The organism is Cryobacterium sp. SO2, from assembly GCF_026151165.2.
In the GTDB taxonomy this organism is placed as follows: Bacteria; Actinomycetota; Actinomycetes; order Actinomycetales; family Microbacteriaceae; genus Cryobacterium.
Genome location: NZ_CP117849.1, coordinates 956,357 through 982,441, shown reverse-complemented (window position 1 = coordinate 982,441; position 26,085 = coordinate 956,357). Strand labels below are relative to the sequence as shown.

Here is a 26,085-nt window from a genome sequence, read left to right as displayed (position 1 = left end):
CTAGAGGTTCCTGGGCCCCCATAGCTCAGGGGATAGAGCACTGCCCTCCGGAGGCAGGGGCGGCAGTTCGAATCTGCCTGGGGGCACACTTCTTACGTGACACGCCACTTCGGACTTCCTAGGTCTCCTCACCGGATTGATCTGGCATCAATCCCAGGTCGCGGGCCCGGCGGTAGAACGTGGCGCGGGACATCCCAAAGTCGCGTGCGACCTGTGCCGCGGGTTCTCCGGCTTCGATGAGTCGATTGGCGTTGCGAATCTGTCGGTTCGTGATTCTGCGCGGTCGGCCACCAAGGTTCTTGCCGGCCTTGCGGCGCCTGTCGATCGAGTCGAGCACGCGCTCGCGCTTGATCTCGTGTTCCATCTGCCCGAGAGCGGCCATGGTCGTGAACAGCATCGCTCCCGTCGGCGTCCTTGTGTCCACATCGCCGCCGCAGAAATTGAGAACGCGAAGCTCAACACCGCGATCGCTGAGCCCCGCGGCGAACGCAAGCACGTTCTGCGTCGCCTGACCCAGCCGATCCAAGGACGCGATCACAAACGTGTCGCCACGCTCAAGTGCGGTGAGTGCTAGTTCAAGCTGAAGCCGGGACGCCCGAGCGCCGGAACTCCCTTGATCGACATAGAAGTCATCCCGTCGAACGCCGGCCGCCAAGATCTCGGCCCGCTGTCCGTCCGTGGCACCGTTCCTAGTCGATATTCGCGCGTAACCGATCAGCTTCTTCACAACGCTCCTTCGCTGTCTCATAACTAACGATGCGCACCGCAATTTGGTCACAGGGTTACGCGACGTAGTTATGTGACTCTCCGGAACCCATTAATCACCGATATCAGGAAAAGTGCAGATTGAGACGACGAGGCGTCTCATATCCCTAGGGTTATGAGACAGTCATCGTGTCGCGTATCAGAATTCGCCGTACCCGCGCGGGCATGTTCACCGGGCGAGTCAAACGCCCACCTTCCAAAAGTCGAACCCATAACGTCAGCCCCCTGCCCAAATCTAAATGCGCCGGTAGACCGGCTTTCGGGTCAGCAGTAGGGCGACCCGGCGCTGAGTGCATGGGACGGCAATCGCATGATCGATGTGCGTAACCAACGGCTCCGGGTGATCGCATATGCTCGGGCCATGTCGCGAAGATTTCCGCTAGCCACCCGAACAACCGGTGGCTTGATGGGCGGGCTTGTTTCAGTGGGGCTGCTGGCGGGGTGCAGCCTCTTCGAGCTGGGGACGTCGTCCCCCGACGAGGTCGAGACAGCGAACCTGCGTATCTCAGCTGATCAGATCGGGTACTCCGTCGACGGCTACTGCGGAGTCGGAGTGAAAATCGAGAACGTCAGCCCCACGCCGATCGAGTTCAACGAAAGCGACCTTGCAGCCTTCGGCGGCTCAAGCTCGGCCGAGTGGGATCTTCCCTTCGGCGGTCGCGCCGGATCAGTGACGACGGAGCACCGAGGTTATGCGATCGGCGAGTTCCCCTCGATCATCGAGCCGGGCGCGACCGTTACGGATGCCTTCGTCGTGTACTGCAAGGAAAGCAGCACGTACACGGTCACCGTCGCCTCACTCGACGGCGACAGCGCCTCATTCGATTTCACCAGCGCGCCAGGCGGTTGACATGGGCGCAACTACGATCGGAGCCACTTGTCCGGCCACCATCCACGAGCCTTCGGAGGACACGTGCCGGCTCAGCGAAACATGAAGAATCCGGTTATAGGGGGCATGGTTGCCCACGGGATCTTCTTCGTCATTCTGCTTGCGACGACGGTGTCTGGTTTACAGTCGCTGGGCAGTGACACCCCGAGCTGGTTCCCCGCGCTGTTCTTCGGCGCTCCCGCGGTAACCGTAGTAGGAATCATCTCCGGAGCGGTCCTCTATGCGAACCTCAACGGCAAGGCCCGGCTCAACGCGCTCCGCGCAGCGAGGCCGGGGTCAACGATCGTTCGGGGCAACTGGAGTTCGGGCATCCTTGCACCGTTTCTGAAACCGGGTCCGTTGCTTCGCCACACGAACTATCGCGGCTTCCCGGTCGACGCAACGGCCGATTCAACCGGTATCACGCTGTGGCGAGGCGGCCACAAGATCGTGGACTTGGGTCTGCTGCCGTGGGACCGGATCCATTCCGTGAGTGTGGAGAGCGTGAAGGCGGTCATTGGGAAGCGAGTCTCACCGATATTGGTCATCGAGGTGGATCCTGGAATCGGGCAATACCAATCGCGGATAGAACTCATACCCACAAATGAGACCGCTGACGCTGGTGTCGCGAAACTACTCGCTCGCCGCATCCCCTGAGGCCTTGTGACGTGTCTGGCAACCTAGCTGGCTCGAATCCCATGGGATACGAGGCAGGTAGGTTGCGAGACACTAGAGGTCGCGCCCTTGACTGTGCGTGCTTGGTTCGCTGTTCCAGGTCAGTACAACTAGAGGGGGACCATCGAGTGACCACCATCCGCACCGCCACAGCAGCCGCTTCAGGCCTGCTCGCGCTTGCTGTGCTCACCGGCTGTACCACTGGGCCCGACACCGACCCGACCCCGCCAGCGACTGCCACGGCCTCCGCGCCAATCGAAGGGGACTCGAACGGGGACGGCAAGCTCTCCGAGTTCGAGAAACAGGTGCTCGCGAGGAACGCTCCCCGCGACATCACTCTTCACGATGGCACCGTCGTCGTCGTGACCCCCGGTCAGCCACTCCCGCAGCCAGTCATCGACCAGATAGCCGCCGACGCGGCGCCCGGCGCGGCTCAGACACAGACCGACGACGAGTTTGCGCCCATGGCGGGCATAAGAAGCATGCGCGAGGTCGCAAGCTCGTACGCGGACGAGCTGGGTCGCACCGTCGTCATCGTCTACTGGGACCTCGGTTCCTGGGGCACGATCTCCTCCGTCGAAGAATCCGGCGGGACCGAGCTAGCAGGCACCAGCGACCAAGCCGCAATGGTCGCGGCGGCTACCGACTGGGCCGAATCGCACGACGCCTACATGGTCGTTGTCGAATAATCAGCCGCATCCTCGAAGTCCCCGCGCTACCCACCGCCGTGCTCCCCCTCACCGGGTGCCCCACCGCGGCCGGTGACATCTCGTCGTTCGTGTCCGTCATCTAGGCAACCACGAGAACCGCGCCGCTGGCGCATCGACCTGGTTACCCGCGGCAGGCCGTGGAAAATCTGGGCTGCCCGAAATGGGGGCAGAACGCGAGGAGCAGGGACCAGATAGATGGTGGAGCTTGCCTACACTGCCCACTACTGTCGCTAGAAGAGCCGTGTTGTTTTTTCGGTCCGCCCGAACAGAAGAGGACGATCAGATGGTCCGGTCCGTTGTTTCAACGCCAATGCAACTGCGGATAGGAACTGATGCGGATCGACTACGCACGTTCGCCAGGCGACTAGGCATCTTCAGCGTCGTCGGCTAGAGACCCTAGATACCCCTTCTGTCCGTTTCCTTCAAAGGATTCGCCGTATGCGCACGACCCGGACTGGCCGCATCGCCCTCACGCCGGCTGTTTTGCTCGCCATCGTGGTCCTCAGCGGATGTACTGCGGGCCCCCCGATGGAACCGTCAGCGTCAGTCGAACCAACACCAGCGGCAGCGAGCGTTTACACCTGCGACGACATTGCCGCCCTTGATGACGTGGCACCCGTTTTCGTCACCGCCGACGGAACCGCGCCGACCCCGGTTGCCGCGATCCAGCCAGCGTTTGACCTCACCGATTACGTCGTGCCAGCCCTGGGCGGTCTGTCCTGCTCCTGGCGGGTCGGCCCGGCGGTCACCAACCCGTTGCTCGACCCCGTCGATTTCGACTGGGCTTACGTCAGCGTCAAGGTCGTTCCCGGCGGCGCCGACTCTTGGGCGCCCTACACGGTGGGCGACGACGCCTTATCGTTCGGCGACGGCCCTTCCGACACCGCGATGACCATCGGAGGCATTGAAGCGGCGACCGGGTGCGGCTACGACACCGGCTGCTTCATCAGCGCGCCGGTCGGCGATGCCTGGGTCGAAATCGTGTTGAGCACGAACTGGATCCAACGCGACGGTTGGTATTTCTCCGGGCTGACGCCCGACGCGATTCTGGCGCAGATGCAGCCGCTCGCGGCATCCGTTTTCACCGCTCTGACGGATGCTCAGCCCGGCCAGTTGGTCTGGCCGACGGTCGATCTGGTCGAACACGAATCGGACTGCACCCGCGCGCTGGGGTCGGAGGGCATCGCCACGGCTCTCGGCGTCGACTCGCTCGAATACGAAGTCCGGTCCCCAGCAAACGGCTTGACCTACTTTGAGAACTACGTGGCGCAGCGGGCCGGGGTATTCCAGTGTGATGTGGATGCCGCCGGCGTCCCGGTCGACTTGATCGCCGCCGGGGTTTTGGGTACGTCGGTCACGGTCGGTTACGACCTGGCCGGACTCGTCGACACGATGGTCTCCACACCAGACAGCCAGGCCCTGCCGACGATTGCGCTGAAGGGCGCGGTCGAGGGTGAGCACGCCGTGCAGATGTGCTCCGACGTGACACCGTTCTGCGTCGTGATCTTCTCACTCGGCCAGTCGGCCTACCAGGTCGCGTCGACCAGCGACACGGTCGGTATCGCCGAAGCGATCATCGCCCACACCCGCTAGTGGTCATGTTTGTAAGTTCGTCGAGGGTTTAGGTCCGCATAGTCAGCCATATAGCCCGGAGCCCCGGCCATGCTGGCGGCCCCTGGGTCGGTTCTGGCGACAGTGGCAAGGACCCTGGCGAGCCCACGCAGGCGTAGGCCCAGCTGGACCCCTTCGAAGCTGACCGCAGCGGAGCGTGTCCACTTCGTGTCCGGTGTCTCGCAACCTAGATGCCTCGAAACCCATGGGATACGAGACGATGGACCCCAGGCAGGAGCGCTCGGCCGCTGTGCCCGCCGCTTGGTGAATGATTTATCCCACTCGTCACGGAACATACAGCAGCCCACCCCGACCAAACGTTGCCCGGAACCCGGCGTTAGGCTCGCGGCATGGGTATCCGGATTCGAATGGCTGAAGATCAGGACTATCGAACGACCGAAGCAATCGAGAACCGCGCCGACGAGCTCCTGATTGATTTTCTTCAGACAACCAATTGGCCACCCGCGACTGCCGCAGCGGAACGCGCCCACTCGAAAGGATTCACGCTGCTTGCCGTCGAAGAGGACGGTGGCCGGACGATTGGCTTTGCTCAGGTCACAGAGGCTGACGAGTCCGCGCACCTAGAGCAGATCGCCGTTCTGCCCGAATTCGGCCGGCTCGGATATGGCCGACAACTCGTCCACGCCGCGGCAGACGAGGTGCAACGGCGCGGGTATTCGCAGATCTCGTTGAGAACCTTCGCCGACGTTCCATGGAACGCGCCCTTCTACGCGTCATGCGGTTTCGCTCCATCGGAGCCAAAGTCCCGCTTTCAGCACGAACTCGTGGCCACCGAAAAAGAACTAGGACTACCGACGCACGGGCAGCGAATTCAGATGACACGCATTCTCTGAAGTCGCGTAACCCAAGTACCTAGTAACCCATGGGATATGGGACCAGGGATTGGCTCTTTGGCCTCCTGCAGGTGACCCAACAGATGGCCCGTGCGGCAGGTCTCCACTCCAACGCGACCGGTCAGGCGTGAGCCAGCGCGTGCTAAACGCTGACCGGTTCCGCGCATGCCAGCTAGGGTGACGGTGCTCGCACTTCTCAGCGTTGACGGAGGTCGCATGTCATTGATAGTCGTTCCTGAGTCCGCATCTACTCTGGGGTCGGTACGCACGCGTGAGCGCCGGGCGCTCGTCGGTCTGATTCTGATCCTCGCGCCGCCGCTTCTTACGGCCTGCACCGCGACGGAGCCCGCACCGCCAGAGCCGACTGGGCTCGTCACGTACCCCCTTCCAGAGGACTGGGTGGGCATGGCCGGGTTGAAAGTCGGGACTCTGGCATTCGTCGACAACTGCGTCCGGTTTGACGATGGCGACATTCCGGTATTTCCTGACAAGCTCACGACTTGGGACGGTACGACACTCACATTCGCAGGTGAGGAGTACCGGATGGGCGACGAGATCTCGCTCGGCGGAGGGAGTCCCGTGGAAGGCGCGACGGTGTCCATACCGATCCCCAAGACCTGCGGAAACGGGATCGTAATCATCGTCTCACCTCCGTCACGCGCAGAGCGTTGAGCGAACCGGGATGGATCTCTGCGCCGGTCACCAGTTCGCTAGTGACGGCCGTGTTGTCTCCTAACCGCTCTGCCTCATATCCCATGGGATATGAGACGCAGGAGACCACCAGCTCAAGCGACGAGCGGCATGTGAGCTGTCTCGCATCTGCACCTGTCTTGGATCCGTAGGGTAATGAGGCGTCTGGATCTCCTTCAGGTCGAGTAACAGCGGCTTCGAGAGGACACGTGGAAGCGAGACCATCGACTCAAGCGGGGCTAGACGCCTGATTCAGCCAGGTTCGTCCGGTCTACTCGGTTCGGCGCGAGACTCTGACAAGAACCACGGTTGCAGTGGCCAGCAGGACCACTCCAAGCACCACTAAGAGCATTGAACTGCTGGCAACACCCGCAGATGCGACGAAGACAGCGATAGCGATGACTAGGACGACTAAGAAGAAGGCAACGTTCTTCGGCATTGGCACTCCCCTGGCTCATGTTCGGCAACCCACGCCACCGAACCCACACGATGGCCCGGATCATTTTATCCCGATGATCAGTTCACCCGATGTCGCCAAACCTAACTGCCGCAAAACGTATGGGATACGAGGCAGAGGCGACCCTTTCCGGTGACGCGAAGACCCAAAAACCCCCACACGAGATGAGCTACCTTCTGTGGGCGCCTCTTGAGACACTCCGACATTTCCGTGCCAAGGCGGGGCTCGCGGATGACCGGTCAGGGTGCTTTCCACGAGAATGGGCGTGTGCTGATGAAACAGGTAGTCGCGACTGACATCGATGAGCTTCGCAACTTTCTTGGCGAGGTAGATCTGACTCTGTCCGGTCTCGACGCCCCCTCTGTAAGGCTCTGGACCGAGCGGGATCCGGACGGCTCGATTGTTGGCAGCACCGGCTACGAGTTGAGTCCAGACGGCGCGCACGTTCTAATTCGCAGCGTCGCCGTCTCTCCCGGGCGACGTGCGGCCGGCGCCGGGTCACGACTTGCGATGTTCGCTATGTCAGATGCTGCTCGCTGCGGTGCCAGCCAAGCGTGGCTGTTCTCGCGCCGGTCAGGCCCGTTCTGGCAGAAGCTCGGTTTCAAGTCTGCAGACCGGTACGAAATGGCGGCGGTCCTTGCGCAAACTCATCAGGTTCAATTATTCACGGGGACTGGGCAACTACACCGAGAGGTCGCGTGGTCGCGCCGGCTTGACGGACTGGCTCACTGATGGAGCGCTGACGCGGGAGAAGTCACGAGCCAGGCGATTGCGCCGAGCCGCAGAGTCCTCTGATCGAATGCGGCTCATGCTTTTGGCCGTCCGCTTGGACGCGCATTTTCAGGACGTCGGCTAGTTGCGCAGCAGATCCGTTGTCTCACCACTTAGATGAGGCCATGGATGCTCAATATCGATTTTCAGGGGACCTCGCGGAGATCGACCGGGAATGGGTTCATAAATCGATCAGTGAGCAGTCATATTGGGCGCCCGGGCGCTCCCGATCCCGGCAGGACGCCGCGATAGACGGCTCACGCAACTTCGGTGTCTACGACAACGCTTCTAATAGGCAAGTCGCCTTTGCGCGGATGGTCACGGATGGAGTGACATTTGCATGGCTCTGCGATGTTTTCGTAGACCCGGGAGTTCGCGGCCGAGGAATTGGAGCGATGCTGATATCCGGAATTGTTAACCACTGCCGCCCTCTCGGGTTGCGCCGTATCGCACTTTCCACAAACGACGCTCATGGCTTGTACTCAAAGTTCGGGTTCGCACCACTGGCCCTCACAGGGGCCTGGATGGAGCGTCTCGATCAGCCGAACTCGTAATTGATCGGTTCTGCATTGCGTGGAAGCTACGAACGACGGAACTTTTCTTTTGACTTTCAGTCATCTCCGTCTGTCTCTAAACCGATTCGTCTCGGAACCCATGGGTTGTGAGGCACCGAGGTTACGAGACGCTTGTGGACTTTGAGGTGGGCCTTACGGCGAGACCATCATGACCGACGGCGGACGGAACAGCCTGCGTCGGTGATGCACCCGGGATAGGACTGTTTGGTCTATTTACTTTTACTGCACGTACCTGCGGTAAGAATGATCCAGCCCCCGGGGAAAAGACTGGCGTCGGCCCAGTCGTTCCCTCCTCCTTTGAAGCTGACAAGGTCATTCGTCGAGGTCGTTTCGACCCAGTCGGAGGCGGGCAGATCAGTCGAGAGGTCGGAGGGCTGCTCCAGCCACTTCTTTAGTGCTTCACGAGCAGTCGACTCGCCAACTACGTCCTCGGCAACGGCGCCTGCCATCGTCCAGCACTGTGTTTGCGCGCAGCCGCCAAGAACAGTGAGAGCAACGCCGAGGACTACGAGCGTGCCGAATGCTTTGAACTTCATTTGCACCCCCGGAATTACTGACACACTAGCGGGCGACGGCGCCTTCCCACCACCCATGCCAGCATGGCGAAGCTGTGCAAGATACAAGTCCATTTAAGGCGATCTCCTTAGGCGAGCTCCTTGTCTCGTATGCCATGGGATACGAGACGCGCGAGATTCCCCCGGGGACGGGGCTGCGCCCAGTGATACGCGTCAATTCCTAGAGTTTCAGGTGTCACCTGGTTGTCCCGCATGACGCAACCCAGTGCGATTGCGTATGGCCAAGACAATGCGGCTGTGCCGAGAGCGCGCTCCGCCGTGCCGGGGTGACGGCGAAGTACCCGCAGGCCGCCCGGCCTTCTGGCGGGTTGAGGCGATTCTTGGTGGTCCATTCGCGATCTGAGTCACGCATTGATGCTTATGACATGTTTCGTTTTTGCGCTGCCGTCCGCGAGTTGCTGTTGGCGGGCGGCAGCCTGGTCAAGACCCTGAGCGACGGTCACTTCAGGGGCGAGGGAGCCTTCGGCGATCCCGCTTAGCACTGCTTCCATGGCGCGTTTCACGCGCGTCGGTGCCGTGGCTGACAGGGCGCCGATGCTGAATCCGCCGACGGACGCGTTGCCCGCATAGAGCTCACCGGTGGGTAGTGGGTCAAGCGGGGCACCCGAGGCATTTCCAAAGAGCACAACGCGACCGGTGGGTGCCAGCACGCGTAGATCAGCGTCGAGCCAAGCGGTGCCTTGAGGATCGAGCACGACATCGACGCCGGAGCCGCCCAGCCTGGTGAGCACAGCGTCGACGAGATGACCATCGCGGACAAACACGTGCTGATAGCCGGCACGCCTCGCGTCTTCGATGCGGCTAGCTGCTCCGACAACGCCGACGAGGGTGGTGTCTGGGATTGCTGCGGCGATTGCAGCGATGGCCGCACCGACGGCGCCCGCCGCGCTGTGGACGAGGACCGTGTCGCCGGCTCGGACGCGGGCGGCCTCATGTAGCAGCAGCCAGGCGGTTGTCCACACCCCAGGGACCACGGCCGCGACTGCCGAGGGCACGCCGTCTGGGATGCGCGCCGTCAATGCCTGACTGGCGACAACGTACTCGGCGAGGCCACCGATGTTCGTCAGAGCAGCTACCCGCATGCCCACCTCGAGATCATCCACTCCGTCGCCGAACCGCTCGACTACGCCCGCAACTTCAAGTCCCGGAATGACGGGCCAGACAGGCACGTAACCGGGATCACCCCGTCGCATCATCACGTCCTTGAAATTGATCCCGGCGTGCGTGATACGGATCAAAACCTCTCCGGGGCCGGGCAGCGGCGTCGGCAACACCGTGACACCAGTTCGAGAGATGTCCGTCGAGGGTCCGCTGAACGTAAGAGCGCGCATCGTTGAAGTGATCATGATCCATCTTCTTTCGCAATATGTCGAATGATACCCAAGATGCTATCCTTCTTTCGAAATCAATCGAAAGAAGTGAGTGTGGGACATAATCCGAGACCGGCACTCGAGCATCCGCAGCTCGACACGGTTCCCCTGACAGCGGTACTACACGCCCTCTCTGACGAGACAAGGCTTTCCATCGTCCACGTCCTCCGCTGCGAGCCCGCGGGGCGCGCCTGTGGAACATTCCCCGTGGATGTTGCGCCGTCGACGCTGAGCCACCACTTCAAGGTCCTTCGCGACGCGGGACTGATCCATCAAGAAAACCGCGGCACGCAACGCTGGACAGTGCTGCGCGCTACTGAGCTCGACGCCCGGTTCCCGGGTTTCCTCGATGCTGTGACCACCGCAACAGAAGTCGTCACCGCACGGCCCTGAGCGATCCTGCGGGGGACCCTCTAGATTTTGCGTGTCAGCGCTAGATACGTCACGATCGCGATCGCATGTGTTGTGAGCGTCTCGCTGACGAGACTGACTTGTCTCATAACCGAAGTTCCTCATATCGCATGGGATATGCGACGGCACCGCACGCCCGGGAGAGCGCTGAGCTGGCTCGAAGCAGCATTCTTGCCTCTCAAATTTGGGTGCTCAATTCGGTCGATAAACACTATTGACCAGCTTTTTATGTGAGTCTAAAGGCGACAGGTTCGCCAGAGACCGATGAAAGGAACTCCTATGACTGCCGGCGCTCTCATGATTGTGCTCATCGCTGGGGGTGGCCTGGGGCTCGCTCTCGTGATTCTGGCGGCCTTCTACTTGCTGTCCTCGCGGCGGCGGCTCAGCCCATCCGCTGCTCGGGATCTTCAAGGCTCCGACCCAGAACTAGCTCGAGCCATGTCGGACGTGCGAGCTGACATCGAGCGGGGCCAGCGAGGGTTCTGAAGTCTCGCCGCGACGGAATGCGCCGCCAGGGTGCTTCATAACCTGAGCGCCCTTGTACTTGTAGTCCCATCACCGGTGACGCCATCCGACGCGAGCGACACACACCTTTCACGAGACGTATTGGTCCGGCTTCTGGCCGCAACGCCTCACGCCAGCTCGTATAGCCCCTCGAGCGCACTCGTGATCGAGTCGAAGCTGCCGATTAGGTGGGTCTGGTCATCCCTCACCAGGAATCCCTTGGGCGTGCGCTGGATGACACCGGCCAGTTCATTGGTGAACTCGTGCCGCACCTCCCACAGCGCCGGCCCCGACATGACGACTGAGAACAGCTCTCGGTAGTTCATCGAAATCCTTCACATTTCCGAAGTCCCCCCGCGGATGTCTTCCACACCACCAGTGTGATGCCGGTCACCGGCGGAGCTCGTTGTCTTCTGGAAGAACAACAGGTGACGAGTGTCCGACCTGCGTCCGCGCATCCGTCACTCGATGAAGCGCCCACGGCTGAGTAGCATGATGCGCATGTCCATCAAGCTTGAGAATGTCGGCATTGCCGTTCGTGACCTTGAAGCAACGATCGCCTTCTTCACTGACCTCGGTCTCACGGTCCTGGGCCGCGACACCGTCAGTGGCGAGTGGACCGACACGGCCGTGGGCCTGGACGGCAACCACGCCAACATCGCGATGCTTCAGACGCCAGACGGTCACGGCCGCCTGGAGCTCTTCGAGTACGTCCACCCCGAAGCGATCGAGTCGGAGCCCACTCGTCCCAACGACATCGGCATGCACCGGGTCGCGTTCTCCGTCGACAACCTCGAAGAAGCCCTGGAGATAGCGGCGACTCACGGATGCTTCCCGCTTCGCGGTGTTGCGACCTATGAAGACGTCTACAAGCTCACCTACGTGCGCGGTCCCAGCGGCATCATCGTGATGCTCGCCGAGGAGCTCAAGAAGAACTGAGCGTCACCAACCGCCGCGGGTGGGCGTATGGCCCTGTCGGGCGTTGTCGGGCATGGCCATTTCGGCGCGCAGGCCGAGGAGCCGGATCGGGCGGCCCGCGTCGATTTCACCCGCGAGATCCAGGACCCGCTCGAGGATCTCGTTCCCATCGGAGGTGCCGGGAATCTTCCGGGCCCGGGTCGTGGTGTCGAACGGCGCGTAGCGAATCTTGAGGGTCAGCCCGATGACAGGCCGTCCCTCGGCGAGAACGTCCTCGAGCACCCGCGCCGCCAGCTCCCTCACCGCGCCATCCACCTGGGTGGGTTCGGTCAGGTCGTGCTGGAAGGTGGTCTCCCGGCTGTGGCCTCTGGCTACCCACGGAGTGTCGTCCACCACGCTGGCGCCGTCCCCGCGCCCGAGCGACGCATGCCAGGGGCCCATCTTGGGCCCGAACTCCGGCACCAGGTCTTGGGGGTCGGATGCGGCGAGCTCGGCGACGGTTGTGATGCCGAGCGCGGCCAGCCGGCCCGACACCTTGGCTCCCACTCCCCACAGATCCCTGGTGGGCCGGCCGCCCATCACCTCGAGCCAGTTCCCCGCCGTGAGCCGGAAGACGCCGGCCGGCTTGGCGAAGCCGGTGGCGACCTTGGCCCGCGCCAGGGTGTCGCCGATGCCCACACTGCAGTGCAGCTGTGTCCGCTCGAGAACAGCGGCCTGCACCTGCCGGGCGAAGGCTTCCGGACCATCCGTCTCGATACCGAGAAATGCTTCATCCCACCCCAGCACCTGCACGGTGACGCCGGGCTGCGAACGCAGGGTGGCCATAACCGTGTCCGACGCCGCGAGGTACGCCTCCTGATCGACGGGCAAGATCACAGCGTCGGGCACCTTCCGGGCCGCAATGCGCAGGGGCATTCCCGACCCCACGCCGAACGCCCTGGCTTCGTAGGATGCGGTCGATACGACCGCTCGTTCCGTGGGATCGCCCCGACCGCCGACAATTATTGGCTTGCCCGCAAGTTCAGGCCGCCGGAGTACCTCGACCGCCGCGATGAACTGGTCAAGATCGACGTGCAGCACCCACCGGATTCCGCTCACGCCACAAGTGTGCCCCGATCAGCGCTCCACCGCTGAGGGCCTCGCACGTAATACCTGCCTTGCGCAATCCCTTTAGTCTCTGTTCCGCGAAGCGTATTGTGACACCTAAAGGGAGGGAGGGGCTGCAGCGATGATGCATGATCCGTTTCAGATCGCATCGGATGCGCTATCCGACAGTGACGGAAGCATTTCCGATCTAGCGCGCCCGTTCCTGCGTTTCCTTCCCGTGTCCGGGGTGTCGATCTCCACCTTTGGATCGTTCCTTGGAGCGGAGACCGTATCGGCCACGGACGCCCGGGCCGGGCGAGTGGATGAACTGCAATTCGACCTCGGTGAAGGTCCGTGTTGGGACGCATTGACCAAACGCCAACCGGTCTTGGAACCTGACCTCGCTACCCGAAGCAACGGATCGTGGCCGGCCTTCTCCAATGCGATTCGTGGTGAAGACATCGGGGCTATTTTCGCTTTCCCGCTTGTGTTCGGACCGCTCGAGATCGGCGCCGTTGACCTGTACTCCGTCAACCCGGTGTCACTCACCCTCAAACAACAGCAGCAGACACTGGCTCTGGCAGCCATCGTGAGCCGTGTTCTCCTGCGCCGTGCTATCAGCGAGGAAGAGCTCCCCCCGGACACGACCACGTTCTCCCGGCGGCTCATTCACCAGGCGACGGGCATGGTCCTCGCCCAACTCGGCACCACTGCCGAGGACGCCCACCTGATCATTCAGGCCAGGGCTTTCGCCGACAACCGCCCAATGCGGGAAATCGCGCATGATGTCATCGAGCGGCGGATTCGCTTCACCGCACTATCCGAGTCGGGCGAAGGATCCAATGAATGAGACAACTCGCCTGGAACGGCTTTTCGACGCTTTCGCTACTCTCGCAGACACCCTCGTAGCCGGCTATGACGTGCTCGACCTCTTGCAGACCCTCGTGGAGAACTGTCACGACCTTCTCGATGTCGACTCCGCGGGCATTCTGTTGGCGAACGCCGACAACAAGTTGGAGGTCGTCGCTTCCACGAGTGAGGCAAACACACTGGTTGAAATCATGCAGCTCGACGCCGACGCGGGGCCGTGCCTCGAGTGCTTCCACACCCGCGCCGTCGTCTCCGTGCCCGACATCGACATCGGCTCCTCTCGCTGGCCGGAATTCTGCACCACCGCCAGCGCGCAGGGCATCCACTCGGTTTACGCCATCCCGCTGCGACTTCGGGACACCACCATCGGCACACTGAATCTCATGCGCAACGAACGCGGCGAACTCAACCAGTACGACATCCGCGCCGCCCAGGCCCTCGCCGACGTGGCGACCATCGGGATTCTGCAAGAACGCACCGTTCGGGATGCCTCGAAGCTTCGAGACCAGCTGCAGGAGGCCCTCACCAGCCGGGTGCTTATCGAGCAGGCCAAGGGCGTTGTCGCCGAAACCGCCCATGTGTCGATCGAGGCCGCCTTCGCCCTCATCCGCGAGCACGCGAGATCACACCAGACGTCCCTGAGCCTTGTGGCCCGCCAGCTCGTCTCCCGGGATCTACGCTTCTGATCGAACTGCGAGACTGGGCATGTGTTCACTCGTGAGATAGGTTCTGGTACCCCGGTCGTGCTCCTCCACGGATTCGGCCTGGACCATCGAAGCCTGCTTCCACTGGAGCCGATGTTTGAGCGCTCGGGTCACTGGCGGCGAATCTACCTCGATCTGCCAGGCGCGACCCGGTCTCCAGCGAAAAAAATAGGCAGCTCGCAAGAGGTCGCCGATGCGGTGATTGAACAGATCCTGGCGACCGTCGGCAAGGAACCGTTCGCCGTGCTGGGGAACTCGTTCGGCGGCATGATCGCCCGCTACGTCGCCCACGAGCTTCGCTCACAGGTACTCGGACTCGCGACTGTGGCCGGCGTCTTCATCGCCGCGCACGCCGAGCGAACCGTGCCGCCCCGAACCGTGTTGAGGCAGGAACCTCGAGTCGTGCCGATCCTCGGAGCGGCACTCGACCAGTACCGGGAAGACGCCGTGGTGGAATCGACAGGCGACGCGCAGGCGTTCTTGCAGTACGTGTTGCCTGGCCTCGATGGCGCCGACAGCCAAGCCATCGATCGCATCTCGGAGAGCTACTCACTCGACCGCAACCCCGAAGACGCGCACCCCGAACCTTTCATGCAACCGACCCTGCACATCACGGGCCGGCAGGACGACGTCGTCGGCTACTCCGACGCCTGGAGCCGAATCGAGCACTACCCTCGCGCGTCGTTCGCCGCACTCGACGCCGCCGGCCACAACATCCTTTTCGAGCAAGCGGGCCTGTGCTCGGCCCTGGTGACCGACTGGCTGGCGCGAATCCGCCAAGACAGCTGACAGAACTGCGCGAGACTGGGCACATGTCTGATCTCACTCTGCGCGGCGGCATCGGCGGCCACGTTGAGGCCGAGATCGACGTCAAACGGTCCAGGTTCCTCTGCCGCCTGGTCAGGATCGAGACCGAGGACGCCGCGCGTGCCGTGATCGACGACGCACGCAAGGAGCACTGGGCCGCCCGCCACCACTGCTCGGCATTCGTCATCGGGCCGACGGGCACACCCGATCAGGTGCGCCGCTCGAATGACGACGGCGAACCATCCGGAACCGCGGGGCGCCCCATGCTGGAGGCGCTGTCCGGACGTGGCTTGGTCGACTGCGTGGCCGTGGTCACCCGCTACTTCGGCGGCACCCTCCTCGGTGCCGGCGGGCTCGTGCGTGCCTACTCGGAGTCCGTGCTCAGCACGATCGATCGGGCCCAGTCCCTGAAGATGCTCGTGGAACGCGAACGCCGTGAATTGTTCACGCTCACGCTCGCCCACACGGATGCCGGCCGCATCGAGGCCGAGTTACGCCAGCGCGGCGTGCTCATCCTGGGCACGGACTACGGGCAGAACGCCCTGCTGCACTTAGCCGACGATGACGCCGAGCGGCTCTCCGCGATCGTCGCTCATGTGACGGCTGGAAGTGCTCACCTGGAGAGCCTTGGCCACGAATGGGTTGACGTCGACACGGTATGACACCACTGTGGAGGCCACGTGCGAAGGCTTGGAGCCGAAGGGAGACCACTATGACCGGCCGCATCCACATCGACCACTTCACCACCCTCGACGGAGTCGCCCAGGCCCCCGGCGGCCCCGAGGAGGACACCGTGGGTGGATTCGCTTTCGGCGGCTGGCAGGCGCCCCTGCTCGACGACACAGTCGGCGCCCAGATCGATGCCGGAATCCAGGCGATGGACGCCCTCCTCCTCGGGCGACGCACTTATGACATCTTCGCCGGGTACTGGCCGCATCAGCTCGACGGGCAAGCCTCCGGTATCGCCCGTAAGTTCGACTCGATCCCCAAGTACGTCGCGTCCCGGGGCACACCGGATCTCCCCTGGCGCGACTCGCACCTGCTCGGCACGGATCTCGCCGCGGAGCTGAATGCCCTCCGCGAGCGGCACCGGGAGATCCACGTGATCGGCAGCATCGACTTCGCCCGCTCCCTCGTGGCCGAGGGCCTGTTCGACCAGGCAAACCTGTGGGTGTACCCGATCGTGGTCGGGCCCGGCAAGCGCCTGTTCCCCGACGACGGGGCACCCATCGCGTTGGAGCTACTCGGTTCGGAGGGCCCGTCGGAGAAGGGCGTCGTGCTGTTGCGGTACGGCCCGACGGGGTCGATTCCGGCGACCGGCGACATGACTACCGATTGATCAGCTACTGATTGATCAGCTGCGTGAGCCTCTCGGCCGCACCGTTGATGCTGCTGACCGCAATGAGAGTGAAGACCACGGTCTGAGTAGTCATGGGGCGAGTCTGGCAGGTCTGGGAGCGCGCTGAGCATCCGGACGCGCGGGACCTTCGTCACTGGAGTGGTCGACCGCGCGGCTCCACGCTGGACAGATGATCCGTACACAGTCTGCGGCGAGCCTCGGCGCGCTGATCCTGCTCTTCTCCCTCACAGCGTGCACCGGCGCGACCGGTTCCGGCGTCGCACCGACCGCCGGCTCGGTCGGCCTGGGCGCGGATGCCGACGCGATGCTCGCCGAATTCGACATCGCGGCCCCGACAGACGTGAAGGACCTCATCGAGGAGTTGCAGGCACAGCCGCTCACTGCCCGCCCAGACGGGTTGATGGCATCCGTGCGGGTCGGCGAACTCCTCCTCTCCAGCGGAGACGACGAGGTGAGCGTCCCCATTCCCAACGACGAATTCCACCTGTCTGTCGCCCCGTACCTTGACGCCACGCACGACTGCTATTTCCACTCGTTGACGACCTGCGTCGGGGAACTCGCCGACGAGGACCTGCAGGTGACGATCACCGACGACGCCAGCGGCGAGGTGTTCCTCGACGACACTGTCACCACCTTCGACAACGGCTTCTTCGATATCTGGCTGCCGTCCGGGCGCGACCTGACGATGCGCATCCAGGACGGCGAGAACACCGCTGAGGTACCGGTCGGCACCAACGCGGACGACCCCACCTGTGTCACCACGGTGCAGCTGAGCTGACCGGGCAGCCGGGCTCCGAGTTGCCCTCGCCGCAGTGATCGCACCAGACTGGAACTACCGGATCGCTATTGAGTCTTCCGCCTGTGGCTAAGGAGCTCACCATGACTGAACCGAACGACGCCCGCGTCGGCCTGTACATCGACTTCGACAACATCGTCATCTCGCGTTACCAGCAGCTGCACGGCCGCAACGCGTTCCAGCGCGACGGCATCCGCAACTTCGACCGCACCAGCCGGGATGCCGACCCCGAGATCGCCGCACGCCTCGCCGCCGCCACGGTCGACTTCAACGCCATCATCGACTTCGCCGCCTCGTTCGGCACCCTCGTGGTGAACCGCGCCTATGCCGACTGGTCGGTGCCCGTCAACGCGAGCTACCAGCGCCAGCTGATGTCCCGAGCGGTGGACCTCACCCAGCTGTTCACCACCACCACCCGCGGCACCAAGAACGGTGCAGACATCCGCCTCGCCGTCGACGTGGTCGAAGACCTCTTCAGGCTGCCCGACCTCACCCACGTGATCATCATCGCCGGCGACTCCGACTACATCGCCCTCGCCCAGAAGTCCAAGCGGCTCGGTCGCTTCGTGGTGGGCATCGGCGTCGCCGGATCGACGAGCACCTCGCTGGCGGCCGCCTGCGACGAGTTCGAGGACTACGACTCTCTGCCCGGCATCGAGAAGGTCGCCCCCTCCGCTGACTCCGACACGGCCCACACCGACAAGCGCAAGGCCGGTCGCCGCGCCGCTGAGCCCGTTGAGGTGGAGGTGGAGCCCACCCCGCCGGCCAGCACGGCACGGAAGTTCACCACCATCCCGATGTTCTCCAACGCGGATGACTCCTCGTACGACGAGCCGGAGCCGGCCGAGGACATCGACCCGCAGGAGCTCGCGACCGAACTCCTCGCCCGCGCGCTGCAGATCGGCCACGCCAAGGGTGACGCCGACGAGTGGCTGAACACCGGCACGGTGAAGAACCAGATGCGCCGCATGGACCCCTCCTTCAACGAGAAGCCGCTCGGCTACCGGTCGTTCACCGATTTCCTCTCCTCCCGCAGCGACCTGGCGGAGATGGCCGAGGATGGCTCGCAGCGGCTCATCCGGCTGCGCCCCGAGGCGAACGCCCGACACTAACAACCACGCCGGCCGATGGTTGCCGGTTCGGCAACCTGATTAGGGCGTGACGCACTGACGCTGCATGCTGCTGTCATGGACCACACCCGCGATGCCACCAACCGCCCGCCCCAGAACCCCGGCGAGAACCAGGCGCAGTGGGATGAGCGCTATGCCGGCATGGACAAGCTCTGGAGCGGGCAGCCCAACGGCGTGCTCGTGAGCGAGACGCGAGAGCTTGCCCCCGGGCGGGTGCTGGACGTCGGCTGCGGCGAGGGCGCCGATGCGCTCTGGCTGGCCGAACAGGGCTGGGACGTTACGGCGCTGGACGTCTCGCAGGTGGCGCTGGATCGTGCCGCCCACGAGGCCGACCATCGCGGTCTGCAGGTGACCTGGCTGCATTCCGGTCTCGTCGAGGCGGCGCTGCCACCGGAATCCTTCGACCTGGTCTCGGCGCAATACCCGGCGCTGCTACGCACCGACGACAAGCTGGCCGAGCACGCGCTGCTGGATGCCGTCGCTCCCTGCGGCGTGCTCCTCATCGTGCACCACCCCACGCCCACCACAGCGGAGGCCGGCGCGCACGGCTTCCACCCCGACGACTACGTGAGCCCGGCCGGTGTCGCCGCGCTGCTCGACGAAAACTGGCTCCTCGAGCTGGACGAGACCCGACCCCGGCACGTGGCCACCGGCGCCGGCTCGCACCACACCGAAGACGTCATCGTGCGGGCACGTCGGCTGCGCTGAGCAGCCTGACCGGCGTGCGTCCCGCCAGGATGCGGGACGTCGCGTTATGAGGAAATAGTGAGTTTATGAGGACGGAATTGCCGAAAACGTCCTCATAAACTCACTATTTCCTCATCTGCGTGTCACGGAGCACACCGGTCGTCTGGACTCCGGCGAGCGCCTCGAGCTGACGCCAGACCCGGTCTGCGATGTCGCCATCCGGGGTAGCGGTGCGCGCCAGCGTCGGCACCGCGACCGGCTCGCCGCGGAGGCGGCCGCTCGGCGCGAAGTACTCGCCACCGCGCACCGCCGGGTCGGTCAGTGCGCGCACGGCCGACCACGCCGCGGTGTCCTTACCTTGCGCCCACGGTGTGTACGGGTTGCGCTGGTACGGCGTCGTCTTATCCCGGATGCCGGGACGCTCTGGGGTCTTCGCATCCACTCCAACGCCCGGCCGGACGACCACGGACGCGACCGGCAGGCCGGCCGCCCGCAGCCGGCGCTCGAGTTCAAAGGCGAACACCTCGGTGACGGTCTTCGCCTTGGTGTACGCGCCGATGCCGGTCCACGGCACCTGCCGCACGTCGTCGAGTTCGTACCGGCGCAGGCCCACGAACCCGGTCGAGGTGTGCACCACCCGGCCGACGGTGCCGTGCTCGGCCGCGGTCGCGATCAGCGCAGGCAGCACCCCGGCCAGCAGACGCACGTTCGCGGCCACATGCGTGCCGAGGAGGATCGGCAGGCCGTCGGCGGTCGTCGCTCCGCGGCTCATGCTCATGGCGCCGCCGTTCAGCAGAATGCCGTCCAGGCGCGGCAGCGCGGCGAGCTCGGCTGCGGCTTCGCTCACCGAGCCGAGCGAGCCCAGCTCGATCACGACGGAACCGAGCGACGCATCCGGCACCCGGGAGCGAATCGAGTCCTGGGCCACCTGCAGTTTCGTCGCCGAACGGGACGCCAGCACCACGTGGGCTCCAGTGGCAGCGAGCTGCTCGGCGGCGAAGTAGCCGATGCCGGCGGTCGCTCCGGTGACGACGACGGTACGGCCCGGCTGGGCGGGCGGGTCGGTGGGGTTCCAGGTCATGATGTCCTCGTCTCTAATCGGATCATTTATCCGTTTCGAAGCTAGCACAAGAACGGATGATTCATCCGTTTCGGGTAGACTCGGCACATGACAACGCTCCGATCCGATGCCGCCCGCAGCCGTGCGCGCATCCTCGAGGTGGCCAGAACCCACGATTCGCACGACCTCCGGCTGAACGATCTGGCCCGGGAGGCCGGTGTCGGCGTCGGCACCGTCTACCGGCACTTCCCCACCGTGCAGGCCCTCGTCGAGGCGCTCACGGTGAACACCATCGAGCGGATGCTCGAGATTTCGCAACGCGCGGCGGCCGAACCTGACCCCGGAACGGCGTTCGCGTTCTACCTCCGCTCCGCGCTCACCCTGCAGCTGGAGGACGGCGGACTGCAATCCGTACTGCTGTCACCGGCGGACGAGACCGACGAGGTGCGCGCTGCCAAGCGTGAGATCTTCGGCACCTTCGCTGCCGTGCTCGAACGGGCCAAGAGGGTAGGCGCGGTGCGGCCGGACCTCACTCTCGATCAGCTCTCGCATCTCGTCTGCGGCATCGAATACGCGGTGCGCCTCGGCAGCCCGGCCGACCGCTCTCCCCTGCTCGAGATCATCCTCACTGGACTTCGCCCAGCCGCGTAGGTCGCCGGACCGGCAGACTGTAGAGCATGGTCACCGTCCCGAGCCGCTTGATCGCCCCCGCCCTGCGCCTGATGCGCGCCAACCGTGTGTTCGTCACGGCCGAGGCGGCCCGTCGCCGCGTGCGGGCCCTCGAGGTCCGGCCGGCCGCCTACGGGCCGCCGAGCCGGCTGCGCCAGGACGTGCGGGTGGACGTCTCGCAGCCGGGCTGGCCGGTGTACACGATCACGCCCGTCGGCACGACGCCGGTGGGCAGCGTCGTCTACGTGCACGGCGGCGGCTGGGTCAACCAGATCGCCGGGCAGCACTGGCACCTCGCCGCACAGATCGCCGCCGAGGCGAACACCACCGTCATGGTGCCGATCTATCCGCTCGTGCCGTTCGGTACCGCATCCGTCGTGGCCGCCGGGATCGTGGCGCTCGTGCGAGACAACCTGGAACGCTGCGGCACCACCTGCCTCGCCGGTGACTCCGCCGGCGGACAGATTGCGCTGTCGTCCGCGCTCCTGCTGCGGGATGAGCACGGCATCGCCCTCCCCCGCACAGTGCTGATCTCCCCGGCGCTCGACCTCAGCTGGAGCAATCCGCTCATTCCCACCGTGCAGCCGAGCGACCCCTGGCTCGCCACTCCCGGCGGGGTCGTGCTGGCCGAGCTCTGGAAGGGCGATCGCGACATCCTGGACCCGGTGGTGAGCCCGTTGATGGGCGACCTGACCGGGCTCGGACCGATCACCCTGTTCAGCGGCACCCGGGACGTGCTCAATCCGGATGCGCATCTACTCGTAGACAAGGCCGCCGCGGCCGGCGTCGACCTCGAGTTCCACGAGGGCACCGGGCAGGTGCACGTCTATCCGTTGCTGCCCACCGTGGTCGGCCAAGACGCACGCGCGAGGATCGTGCAGAGTCTTAGCCAGGGTGTGGCCGCACCCCTGGACGCCTGATGGCATTCGTGTCGAAGTGCGGGAGACGCCACGGGGTCCTCGTCCTGGCCGCCGCACTGGCGGCGATGGCCCTCTCCGCCTGTTCCACCGCGGCCCCCACCTTTCAGGAGTCCCCGAACGGTCGAATCATCGCCGTGTCAACATTCGACAGCGATTTCCGTGAGGAGGCTTTGTTTCAAGGAACCGTGGGCTGGGGAGACGCCGGCTGCATGATGAACATCGAGGGACCTGAACCAGAACTCATCGTGTTCCCCAAGGGCACGACGATCAATGACAACGACGAGGTACAACTCCCCAACGGGTTCCGTTTCCGGGCCGGCGACGAGGTCGGACTAGGCGGGGGCGTCCACTCCGCGGACCCGGCCAGCGAGACGCTCAGCGCCCTGCCCGAGGGCTGCGTGACCGACGATATCTTCTACGCGAGCGGCGAGGTGGCGGAGTAGGGCAATCGCGAATCAATCTTCACGCAGGTACACGATGAAGCCGTAGACGTTGTCATCAGCCGCGGGCGGCAGGTCCCCGGTCCGCTCGAGCCGAGCGGTCCAGGCCTGGCCTGACACCGGCACCCAGCCGCCGGCTTCCTCCGGATCCGTCGACTGCTGCATCGCACAGCGCACCACCTCGACCCCGACGACGGTTCCAGCCACGGCAGTGAAGGCGGGATTCTCCTGCATGGCTTCGGCATACAGGTCGAGCTGCAGTGCCACCGTGCGACGCTCGCCGAAGAGGCGGGCCAGCCAGGGCGCATCCATCGCGATGAGCTGCCAGTCGATGTGATCGCCCACGCCGATGTCGAGCCGCACCTCCGCAACCTGCCATTCGGTGAGCCAGACCGAGGTGCCGTCCGGCGGTGGCGCGTCCTCATCGGCAGTCGCCTCGGGGCGGGCGCTGGTCGCGGCGAGGTCGACCGGAGCCGAGGCCTCGCCTTGCAGCGCCGCGAACTGCTCGCGCGTCATCACGGGCTCGTCACTGCCGGTGAAGACCGCGCCGGAGAGCGGGGCGTACGCCGCCCAGCCCAGTGACGGCGTGCCTTCGTCGCCACTCTGGTTCCTGTCGTCGCGCATTCCTAAGTCACCGCGCGCCGGGCGGTGAGCGCGTACCCGGCCAGGCCGAACAGCACCGTTCCCGAGATGCGCTCCATCGTCTTCATCCGGATGCCCGGCAGCAGCCGTCGCACGCCGCTGCCGGTGAGCGCCCAGGCCAGGTCGGGGATCGACGCCATGGCGATGAACGTGAGACCGAGCACGCTCATCTGCAGCCAGACCGGCGCCCTGCCGACCTGCACGAACTGGGGCAGGAACGACAGGAAGAAGACCGCCGTCTTGGGGTTGAGCACCCCGACGAGTAGGCCCCGGCGGAATGCCTCACTCGGGGTCACCGTGGCTCCGCCGGCACCCAGATCGCGTAACCGGGTGTTGTCGCGTGACCGCCAGGCCTTGATGCCCAACCAGATGAGGTAGCCGGCGCCGGCGATTTTGACCACCGTGAACGCGGCCGCGCTGGCCGCGATGACAGCGGAGATGCCGGCCACGGCAGCCACGATGTGCACAACGTAGCCGAGTTCGACGCCGGCCACCCCGCTGAGGCCCACCCGGCGACCCGAGCTCAGCGTGGTGGTGAGGATGTACGCGACCGACGGGCCGGGAGCCAGCACAAGCGGCAGGCACGCCGCCATGAACACGAGGAACACACTCAGCTGCATGGGAGTCTCCATTCGTTGCCTGCGGCGAGGCTAACAGCCCGGTGAGTCAGTTGGGTTCCCGACGTATGCTCGAAACTGGTTAGATCAACCCAGGCCGCGCACTGGGAATCGTGACGACGGCCGCTCCACCAGCCGGAAGAGGACGAGCATGGCCACGAACATTGACACCGAGGCGCTTGCGCCCCAGATCGCCGACAGCCACGACCTGATCCGGGTGCAGGGCGCCCGCGAGAACAACCTCAAAGACATCAGCGTCGACATCCCCAAACGACGCCTCACCGTGTTCACCGGCGTCTCTGGCTCGGGCAAGAGCTCGCTCGTATTCAGCACGATCGCCGCAGAGTCGCAGCGGATGATCAACGAGACCTACAGCGCGTTCCTGCAGGGCTTCATGCCCTCCCTGGCCCGCCCCGACGTGGACGTGCTCAGCGGCCTCACCACGGCGATCATCGTCGACCAGGAACGGATGGGCGCTAACTCGCGCTCCACGGTCGGCACCGCCACCGACGCCAACGCGCTGCTGCGCATCCTGTTCAGCCGGCTCGGCCAGCCCTACCTCGGCGGGCCACAGGCGTTCTCCTTCAACGTGGCCTCGATCTCCGGCGCGGGCGCCGTCACCATGGAGAAGGGCGGGGTCACCACCAAGGAACGCCGCAGCTTCAGCGTGACCGGCGGTATGTGCCCGCGCTGCGAGGGCATGGGCAAGATCAACGACATCGACCTGTCCCAGCTGTACGACGACTCGAAGTCGCTGAACGAGGGCGCACTCACCATCCCCGGCTATACCGCGGAAGGCTGGGGCGTGCGTATCTTCACCGGCTCCGGCTTCCTCGACGCCGACAAGCCGATCCGCGATTACACCAAGAAGGAGCTCCAGGACTTCCTCTACAAGGAGCCGGTCAAGGTGAAGGTCGGCGACATCAACATGACCTATGAGGGCCTGGTGCCCAAGGTGCAGAAGTCGATGTTGTCGAAGGACCGCGAGGCCATGCAGCCGCACATCCGCGCATTCGTGGACCGGGCCGTCACCTTCGCCACCTGCCCCGATTGCGGCGGCACCCGGCTCAGCGAGGGTGCCCGGTCGTCCCGCATCGACGGGGTCAACATCGGGGATGCCTGCGCCATGCAGATCAGCGACCTCGCCGCCTGGGTGCGCAGCATCACCGACCCGTCGGTGGCCCCTCTGCTGACGGCGCTGCAGCACCTGTTCGACTCGTTCACCGAAATCGGCCTGGGCTACCTCTCGCTCGACCGGCCGGCCGGAACTCTCTCCGGCGGTGAGGCGCAGCGCACCAAGCTGATCCGGCACCTCGGCTCCTCGCTCACCGACGTCACCTACGTCTTCGACGAACCGACGATCGGCCTGCACCCGCACGACATCCAGCGGATGAACGAGCTGCTGCTGCGCCTGCGCGATAAGGGCAACACCGTGCTGGTGGTGGAGCACAAGCCGGAGATGATCGCCATTGCCGACCACGTCATCGACCTCGGGCCCGGCGCCGGAACGGCGGGTGGTTCCGTGTGTTACGAGGGCACCCTGGAGGGGCTGCGGGCCAGCGACACCCTCACCGGCCGGCACCTGGACTACCGCGCCCGGGTGAAAGACACCGTGCGCACGGCCAGCGGTGCGTTGGAGATCCGTGGGGCCACCGAGCACAATCTGCAGGATGTCGACGTCGACATCCCTCTCGGCGTCCTCACCGTGATCACCGGCGTGGCCGGCTCGGGCAAGAGCTCCCTCGTGCACGGCTCGATTCCTGGCGGCGCCGGTGTGGTCTCAATCGACCAGGGCGCCATCCGCGGCTCCCGGCGCAGCAACCCGGCCACCTACACGGGCATGCTCGAGCCGATCCGCAAGGCGTTCGCCAAGGCCAACGGGGTCAAGCCGGCCCTGTTCAGCTCCAACTCCGAGGGCGCCTGCCCCAACTGCAACGGCGCCGGGGTGATCTTCACCGACCTCGGCCCCATGGCGACGGTGTCGACCACCTGCGAAGTGTGTGAGGGTAAGCGGTTCGACGCATCCGTGCTGGAGTACACGCTCGGCGGCCTTGATATCAGCGAGGTGCTCGGCATGTCGGTGACCGACGCGGCGGAGTATTTCGGCGCCGGCGAGGCCCGCACCCCCGCCGCACACGCGATCCTCACCCGGATGGTGGACGTGGGGCTCGGCTACCTCAGCCTCGGCCAGCCGCTCACGACGCTCTCCGGCGGCGAGCGCCAACGACTGAAACTGGCCAACCAGATGGGCGAACAGGGCGACATCTACGTTCTGGATGAGCCCACCACCGGCCTGCACCTGGCCGACGTCGAGAATCTGCTCGGCCTGCTCGACCGGCTCGTCGATTCCGGCAAGTCGGTGATCGTCGTGGAGCACCACCAGGCGGTGATGGCGCACGCCGACTGGATCATCGATCTCGGCCCTGGCGCCGGGCGCGACGGCGGGCTGATCGTGTTCGAGGGCACGCCGGCGGCGCTCGTCGCCGACGGCTCCACCCTCACCGGCCAGCACCTCGCGGCTTACGTGGGCGACTGACCCCCGC

30 protein-coding genes and 1 tRNA gene are annotated in these 26,085 nt (G+C 64.7%); 23 read left to right on the top strand and 8 right to left on the bottom strand.

The features are described from left to right. Positions 1-14 precede the first annotated feature (14 nt). Positions 15-86 (top strand) — tRNA-Arg (locus BJQ94_RS04520). 32 nt (positions 87-118) lie between these two features. Here the strand turns inward: BJQ94_RS04520 and BJQ94_RS04515 are convergent. Continuing rightward, positions 119-727, bottom strand: a complete 609-nt coding sequence (locus tag BJQ94_RS04515) for a recombinase family protein (RefSeq protein WP_265400883.1) — start codon at positions 725-727, stop codon at positions 119-121. Between the two features lie 348 nt (positions 728-1,075). On the opposite strand from BJQ94_RS04515, the gene BJQ94_RS04510 reads away from it, so the two are divergent. The 8 genes from BJQ94_RS04510 (at position 1,076) to BJQ94_RS04475 (ending at position 7,955) form a co-directional block, all read left to right on the top strand. Continuing rightward, positions 1,076-1,615: a hypothetical protein gene (locus BJQ94_RS04510; RefSeq protein WP_265400882.1), complete on the top strand. Its 540-nt coding sequence runs from the start codon at positions 1,076-1,078 to the stop codon at positions 1,613-1,615. Positions 1,616-1,696: 81 nt separating this feature from the next. Then, positions 1,697-2,290: a hypothetical protein gene (locus BJQ94_RS04505; RefSeq protein ID WP_265400881.1), complete on the top strand. Its 594-nt coding sequence runs from the start codon at positions 1,697-1,699 to the stop codon at positions 2,288-2,290. 146 nt (positions 2,291-2,436) lie between these two features. After that, on the top strand, positions 2,437-2,997 hold the full coding sequence (locus BJQ94_RS04500) for a hypothetical protein (RefSeq protein ID WP_265400880.1): 561 nt from the start codon (positions 2,437-2,439) through the stop codon (positions 2,995-2,997). Between the two features lie 459 nt (positions 2,998-3,456). Beyond that, positions 3,457-4,611, top strand: a complete 1,155-nt coding sequence (locus BJQ94_RS04495; RefSeq protein ID WP_265400879.1) for a hypothetical protein — start codon at positions 3,457-3,459, stop codon at positions 4,609-4,611. Positions 4,612-4,979: 368 nt separating this feature from the next. Next, on the top strand, positions 4,980-5,483 hold the full coding sequence (locus tag BJQ94_RS04490) for a GNAT family N-acetyltransferase (protein ID WP_265400878.1): 504 nt from the start codon (positions 4,980-4,982) through the stop codon (positions 5,481-5,483). 216 nt (positions 5,484-5,699) lie between these two features. Then, on the top strand, positions 5,700-6,155 hold the full coding sequence (locus tag BJQ94_RS04485) for a hypothetical protein (RefSeq protein ID WP_265400877.1): 456 nt from the start codon (positions 5,700-5,702) through the stop codon (positions 6,153-6,155). 748 nt (positions 6,156-6,903) lie between these two features. Then, positions 6,904-7,362 (top strand): GNAT family N-acetyltransferase, encoded by a 459-nt coding sequence (locus BJQ94_RS04480; protein ID WP_275875592.1) that lies wholly within the window; start codon positions 6,904-6,906, stop codon positions 7,360-7,362. Positions 7,363-7,526: 164 nt separating this feature from the next. Then, the gene (locus BJQ94_RS04475) at positions 7,527-7,955 is read left to right on the top strand and encodes a GNAT family N-acetyltransferase (protein WP_265400875.1); all 429 of its coding nucleotides are present in this window, start codon (positions 7,527-7,529) and stop codon (positions 7,953-7,955) included. Between the two features lie 230 nt (positions 7,956-8,185). Here the strand turns inward: BJQ94_RS04475 and BJQ94_RS04470 are convergent, their stop codons facing one another. Together BJQ94_RS04470 and BJQ94_RS04465 are read right to left on the bottom strand one after the other, a co-directional pair. Beyond that, the gene (locus BJQ94_RS04470) at positions 8,186-8,512 is read right to left on the bottom strand and encodes a hypothetical protein (protein ID WP_275875559.1); all 327 of its coding nucleotides are present in this window, start codon (positions 8,510-8,512) and stop codon (positions 8,186-8,188) included. 383 nt (positions 8,513-8,895) lie between these two features. Next, on the bottom strand, positions 8,896-9,897 hold the full coding sequence (locus tag BJQ94_RS04465) for a zinc-binding dehydrogenase (protein ID WP_265400873.1): 1,002 nt from the start codon (positions 9,895-9,897) through the stop codon (positions 8,896-8,898). 27 nt (positions 9,898-9,924) lie between these two features. Between BJQ94_RS04465 and BJQ94_RS04460 the strand changes: the two genes are divergently transcribed. Beyond that, positions 9,925-10,314, top strand: a complete 390-nt coding sequence (locus tag BJQ94_RS04460; protein ID WP_345893474.1) for a metalloregulator ArsR/SmtB family transcription factor — start codon at positions 9,925-9,927, stop codon at positions 10,312-10,314. Between the two features lie 650 nt (positions 10,315-10,964). Here the strand turns inward: BJQ94_RS04460 and BJQ94_RS04455 are convergent. Continuing rightward, positions 10,965-11,162 carry a hypothetical protein gene (locus tag BJQ94_RS04455; RefSeq protein ID WP_265400871.1) on the bottom strand — a complete coding sequence of 66 codons (198 nt, stop codon included), beginning with the start codon at positions 11,160-11,162 and terminating at the stop codon, positions 10,965-10,967. 175 nt (positions 11,163-11,337) lie between these two features. Here BJQ94_RS04455 and BJQ94_RS04450 point away from each other — a divergent pair, with 175 nt between their 5' ends. Then, on the top strand, positions 11,338-11,775 hold the full coding sequence (locus tag BJQ94_RS04450; RefSeq protein WP_265400870.1) for a VOC family protein: 438 nt from the start codon (positions 11,338-11,340) through the stop codon (positions 11,773-11,775). 3 nt (positions 11,776-11,778) lie between these two features. On the opposite strand, the gene BJQ94_RS04445 is transcribed toward BJQ94_RS04450, so the two are convergent. Beyond that, entirely contained in the window at positions 11,779-12,834 is a 1,056-nt protein-coding gene (locus BJQ94_RS04445; protein WP_265400960.1) for a DNA polymerase IV, read from the bottom strand. A 148-nt stretch (positions 12,835-12,982) separates the two neighbouring features. Here BJQ94_RS04445 and BJQ94_RS04440 point away from each other — a divergent pair, with 148 nt between their 5' ends. The 8 genes from BJQ94_RS04440 to BJQ94_RS04405 all read left to right on the top strand — a co-directional run bounded on the left by BJQ94_RS04440 (position 12,983) and on the right by BJQ94_RS04405 (position 19,215). Next, complete coding sequence (locus BJQ94_RS04440; protein WP_265400869.1) at positions 12,983-13,690, top strand: GAF and ANTAR domain-containing protein; 708 nt, start codon at positions 12,983-12,985, stop codon at positions 13,688-13,690. Beyond that, a complete protein-coding gene (locus BJQ94_RS04435; protein ID WP_265400868.1) occupies positions 13,683-14,396 on the top strand; it encodes a GAF and ANTAR domain-containing protein in 714 nt (237 codons plus the stop codon). The genes BJQ94_RS04440 and BJQ94_RS04435 overlap by 8 nt, the downstream gene beginning before the upstream one ends. 21 nt (positions 14,397-14,417) lie before the next feature. Continuing rightward, positions 14,418-15,203 (top strand): alpha/beta hydrolase, encoded by a 786-nt coding sequence (locus BJQ94_RS04430; protein ID WP_265400867.1) that lies wholly within the window; start codon positions 14,418-14,420, stop codon positions 15,201-15,203. Positions 15,204-15,226: 23 nt separating this feature from the next. Then, a complete protein-coding gene (locus BJQ94_RS04425; RefSeq protein ID WP_265400866.1) occupies positions 15,227-15,883 on the top strand; it encodes a YigZ family protein in 657 nt (218 codons plus the stop codon). A gap of 50 nt (positions 15,884-15,933) precedes the next feature. Then, complete coding sequence (locus BJQ94_RS04420; protein WP_265400865.1) at positions 15,934-16,560, top strand: dihydrofolate reductase family protein; 627 nt, start codon at positions 15,934-15,936, stop codon at positions 16,558-16,560. A gap of 190 nt (positions 16,561-16,750) precedes the next feature. Then, positions 16,751-17,359 carry a CueP family metal-binding protein gene (locus BJQ94_RS04415; protein WP_265400864.1) on the top strand — a complete coding sequence of 203 codons (609 nt, stop codon included), beginning with the start codon at positions 16,751-16,753 and terminating at the stop codon, positions 17,357-17,359. 101 nt (positions 17,360-17,460) lie between these two features. Next, on the top strand, positions 17,461-18,489 hold the full coding sequence (locus BJQ94_RS04410) for an NYN domain-containing protein (RefSeq protein ID WP_265400863.1): 1,029 nt from the start codon (positions 17,461-17,463) through the stop codon (positions 18,487-18,489). Between the two features lie 75 nt (positions 18,490-18,564). Then, positions 18,565-19,215, top strand: coding sequence for a methyltransferase domain-containing protein (locus BJQ94_RS04405; protein ID WP_265400862.1), 651 nt, complete (start codon positions 18,565-18,567; stop codon positions 19,213-19,215). 103 nt (positions 19,216-19,318) lie between these two features. On the opposite strand, the gene BJQ94_RS04400 is transcribed toward BJQ94_RS04405, so the two are convergent. Next, on the bottom strand, positions 19,319-20,275 hold the full coding sequence (locus BJQ94_RS04400; protein ID WP_265400861.1) for an SDR family NAD(P)-dependent oxidoreductase: 957 nt from the start codon (positions 20,273-20,275) through the stop codon (positions 19,319-19,321). Between the two features lie 87 nt (positions 20,276-20,362). Between BJQ94_RS04400 and BJQ94_RS04395 the strand changes: the two genes are divergently transcribed. The 3 genes from BJQ94_RS04395 (at position 20,363) to BJQ94_RS04385 (ending at position 22,286) form a co-directional block, all read left to right on the top strand. Further along, complete coding sequence (locus BJQ94_RS04395; RefSeq protein WP_265400860.1) at positions 20,363-20,905, top strand: TetR/AcrR family transcriptional regulator; 543 nt, start codon at positions 20,363-20,365, stop codon at positions 20,903-20,905. 26 nt (positions 20,906-20,931) lie between these two features. Then, complete coding sequence (locus BJQ94_RS04390; protein ID WP_265400859.1) at positions 20,932-21,843, top strand: alpha/beta hydrolase; 912 nt, start codon at positions 20,932-20,934, stop codon at positions 21,841-21,843. Between the two features lie 134 nt (positions 21,844-21,977). Next, complete coding sequence (locus BJQ94_RS04385) at positions 21,978-22,286, top strand: hypothetical protein (RefSeq protein WP_265400858.1); 309 nt, start codon at positions 21,978-21,980, stop codon at positions 22,284-22,286. A 12-nt stretch (positions 22,287-22,298) separates the two neighbouring features. Here the strand turns inward: BJQ94_RS04385 and BJQ94_RS04380 are convergent, their stop codons facing one another. Next, positions 22,299-22,907, bottom strand: a complete 609-nt coding sequence (locus BJQ94_RS04380; RefSeq protein WP_265400857.1) for a DUF6578 domain-containing protein — start codon at positions 22,905-22,907, stop codon at positions 22,299-22,301. Between the two features lie 2 nt (positions 22,908-22,909). Next, positions 22,910-23,545 carry a LysE family translocator gene (locus BJQ94_RS04375; protein ID WP_265400856.1) on the bottom strand — a complete coding sequence of 212 codons (636 nt, stop codon included), beginning with the start codon at positions 23,543-23,545 and terminating at the stop codon, positions 22,910-22,912. Between the two features lie 148 nt (positions 23,546-23,693). Between BJQ94_RS04375 and BJQ94_RS04370 the strand changes: the two genes are divergently transcribed. Beyond that, entirely contained in the window at positions 23,694-26,078 is a 2,385-nt protein-coding gene (locus BJQ94_RS04370; RefSeq protein ID WP_265400855.1) for an excinuclease ABC subunit UvrA, read from the top strand. The last annotated feature ends 7 nt before the right edge of the window (positions 26,079-26,085 follow it).

Bases quoted from the DNA above. Each gene is read 5' to 3' on its own strand.
- BJQ94_RS04510 (WP_265400882.1), top strand. From the start codon at position 1,076: ATGATCGATGTGCGTAACCAACGGCTCCGGGTGATCGCATATGCTCGG.
- BJQ94_RS04505 (WP_265400881.1), top strand. From the start codon at position 1,697: ATGAAGAATCCGGTTATAGGGGGCATGGTTGCCCACGGGATCTTCTTC.
- BJQ94_RS04495 (WP_265400879.1), top strand. From the start codon at position 3,457: ATGCGCACGACCCGGACTGGCCGCATCGCCCTCACGCCGGCTGTTTTG.
- BJQ94_RS04490 (WP_265400878.1), top strand. From the start codon at position 4,980: ATGGGTATCCGGATTCGAATGGCTGAAGATCAGGACTATCGAACGACC.
- BJQ94_RS04485 (WP_265400877.1), top strand. From the start codon at position 5,700: ATGTCATTGATAGTCGTTCCTGAGTCCGCATCTACTCTGGGGTCGGTA.
- BJQ94_RS04480 (WP_275875592.1), top strand. From the start codon at position 6,904: ATGAAACAGGTAGTCGCGACTGACATCGATGAGCTTCGCAACTTTCTT.
- BJQ94_RS04475 (WP_265400875.1), top strand. From the start codon at position 7,527: ATGGATGCTCAATATCGATTTTCAGGGGACCTCGCGGAGATCGACCGG.
- BJQ94_RS04470 (WP_275875559.1), bottom strand. From the start codon at position 8,512: ATGAAGTTCAAAGCATTCGGCACGCTCGTAGTCCTCGGCGTTGCTCTC.
- BJQ94_RS04465 (WP_265400873.1), bottom strand. From the start codon at position 9,897: ATGATCACTTCAACGATGCGCGCTCTTACGTTCAGCGGACCCTCGACG.
- BJQ94_RS04460 (WP_345893474.1), top strand. From the start codon at position 9,925: ATGATACCCAAGATGCTATCCTTCTTTCGAAATCAATCGAAAGAAGTG.
- BJQ94_RS04455 (WP_265400871.1), bottom strand. From the start codon at position 11,162: ATGAACTACCGAGAGCTGTTCTCAGTCGTCATGTCGGGGCCGGCGCTG.
- BJQ94_RS04450 (WP_265400870.1), top strand. From the start codon at position 11,338: ATGTCCATCAAGCTTGAGAATGTCGGCATTGCCGTTCGTGACCTTGAA.
- BJQ94_RS04440 (WP_265400869.1), top strand. From the start codon at position 12,983: ATGATGCATGATCCGTTTCAGATCGCATCGGATGCGCTATCCGACAGT.
- BJQ94_RS04435 (WP_265400868.1), top strand. From the start codon at position 13,683: ATGAATGAGACAACTCGCCTGGAACGGCTTTTCGACGCTTTCGCTACT.
- BJQ94_RS04425 (WP_265400866.1), top strand. From the start codon at position 15,227: ATGTCTGATCTCACTCTGCGCGGCGGCATCGGCGGCCACGTTGAGGCC.
- BJQ94_RS04420 (WP_265400865.1), top strand. From the start codon at position 15,934: ATGACCGGCCGCATCCACATCGACCACTTCACCACCCTCGACGGAGTC.
- BJQ94_RS04415 (WP_265400864.1), top strand. From the start codon at position 16,751: ATGATCCGTACACAGTCTGCGGCGAGCCTCGGCGCGCTGATCCTGCTC.
- BJQ94_RS04410 (WP_265400863.1), top strand. From the start codon at position 17,461: ATGACTGAACCGAACGACGCCCGCGTCGGCCTGTACATCGACTTCGAC.
- BJQ94_RS04405 (WP_265400862.1), top strand. From the start codon at position 18,565: ATGGACCACACCCGCGATGCCACCAACCGCCCGCCCCAGAACCCCGGC.
- BJQ94_RS04400 (WP_265400861.1), bottom strand. From the start codon at position 20,275: ATGACCTGGAACCCCACCGACCCGCCCGCCCAGCCGGGCCGTACCGTC.
- BJQ94_RS04395 (WP_265400860.1), top strand. From the start codon at position 20,363: ATGACAACGCTCCGATCCGATGCCGCCCGCAGCCGTGCGCGCATCCTC.
- BJQ94_RS04390 (WP_265400859.1), top strand. From the start codon at position 20,932: ATGGTCACCGTCCCGAGCCGCTTGATCGCCCCCGCCCTGCGCCTGATG.
- BJQ94_RS04380 (WP_265400857.1), bottom strand. From the start codon at position 22,907: ATGCGCGACGACAGGAACCAGAGTGGCGACGAAGGCACGCCGTCACTG.
- BJQ94_RS04375 (WP_265400856.1), bottom strand. From the start codon at position 23,545: ATGCAGCTGAGTGTGTTCCTCGTGTTCATGGCGGCGTGCCTGCCGCTT.
- BJQ94_RS04370 (WP_265400855.1), top strand. From the start codon at position 23,694: ATGGCCACGAACATTGACACCGAGGCGCTTGCGCCCCAGATCGCCGAC.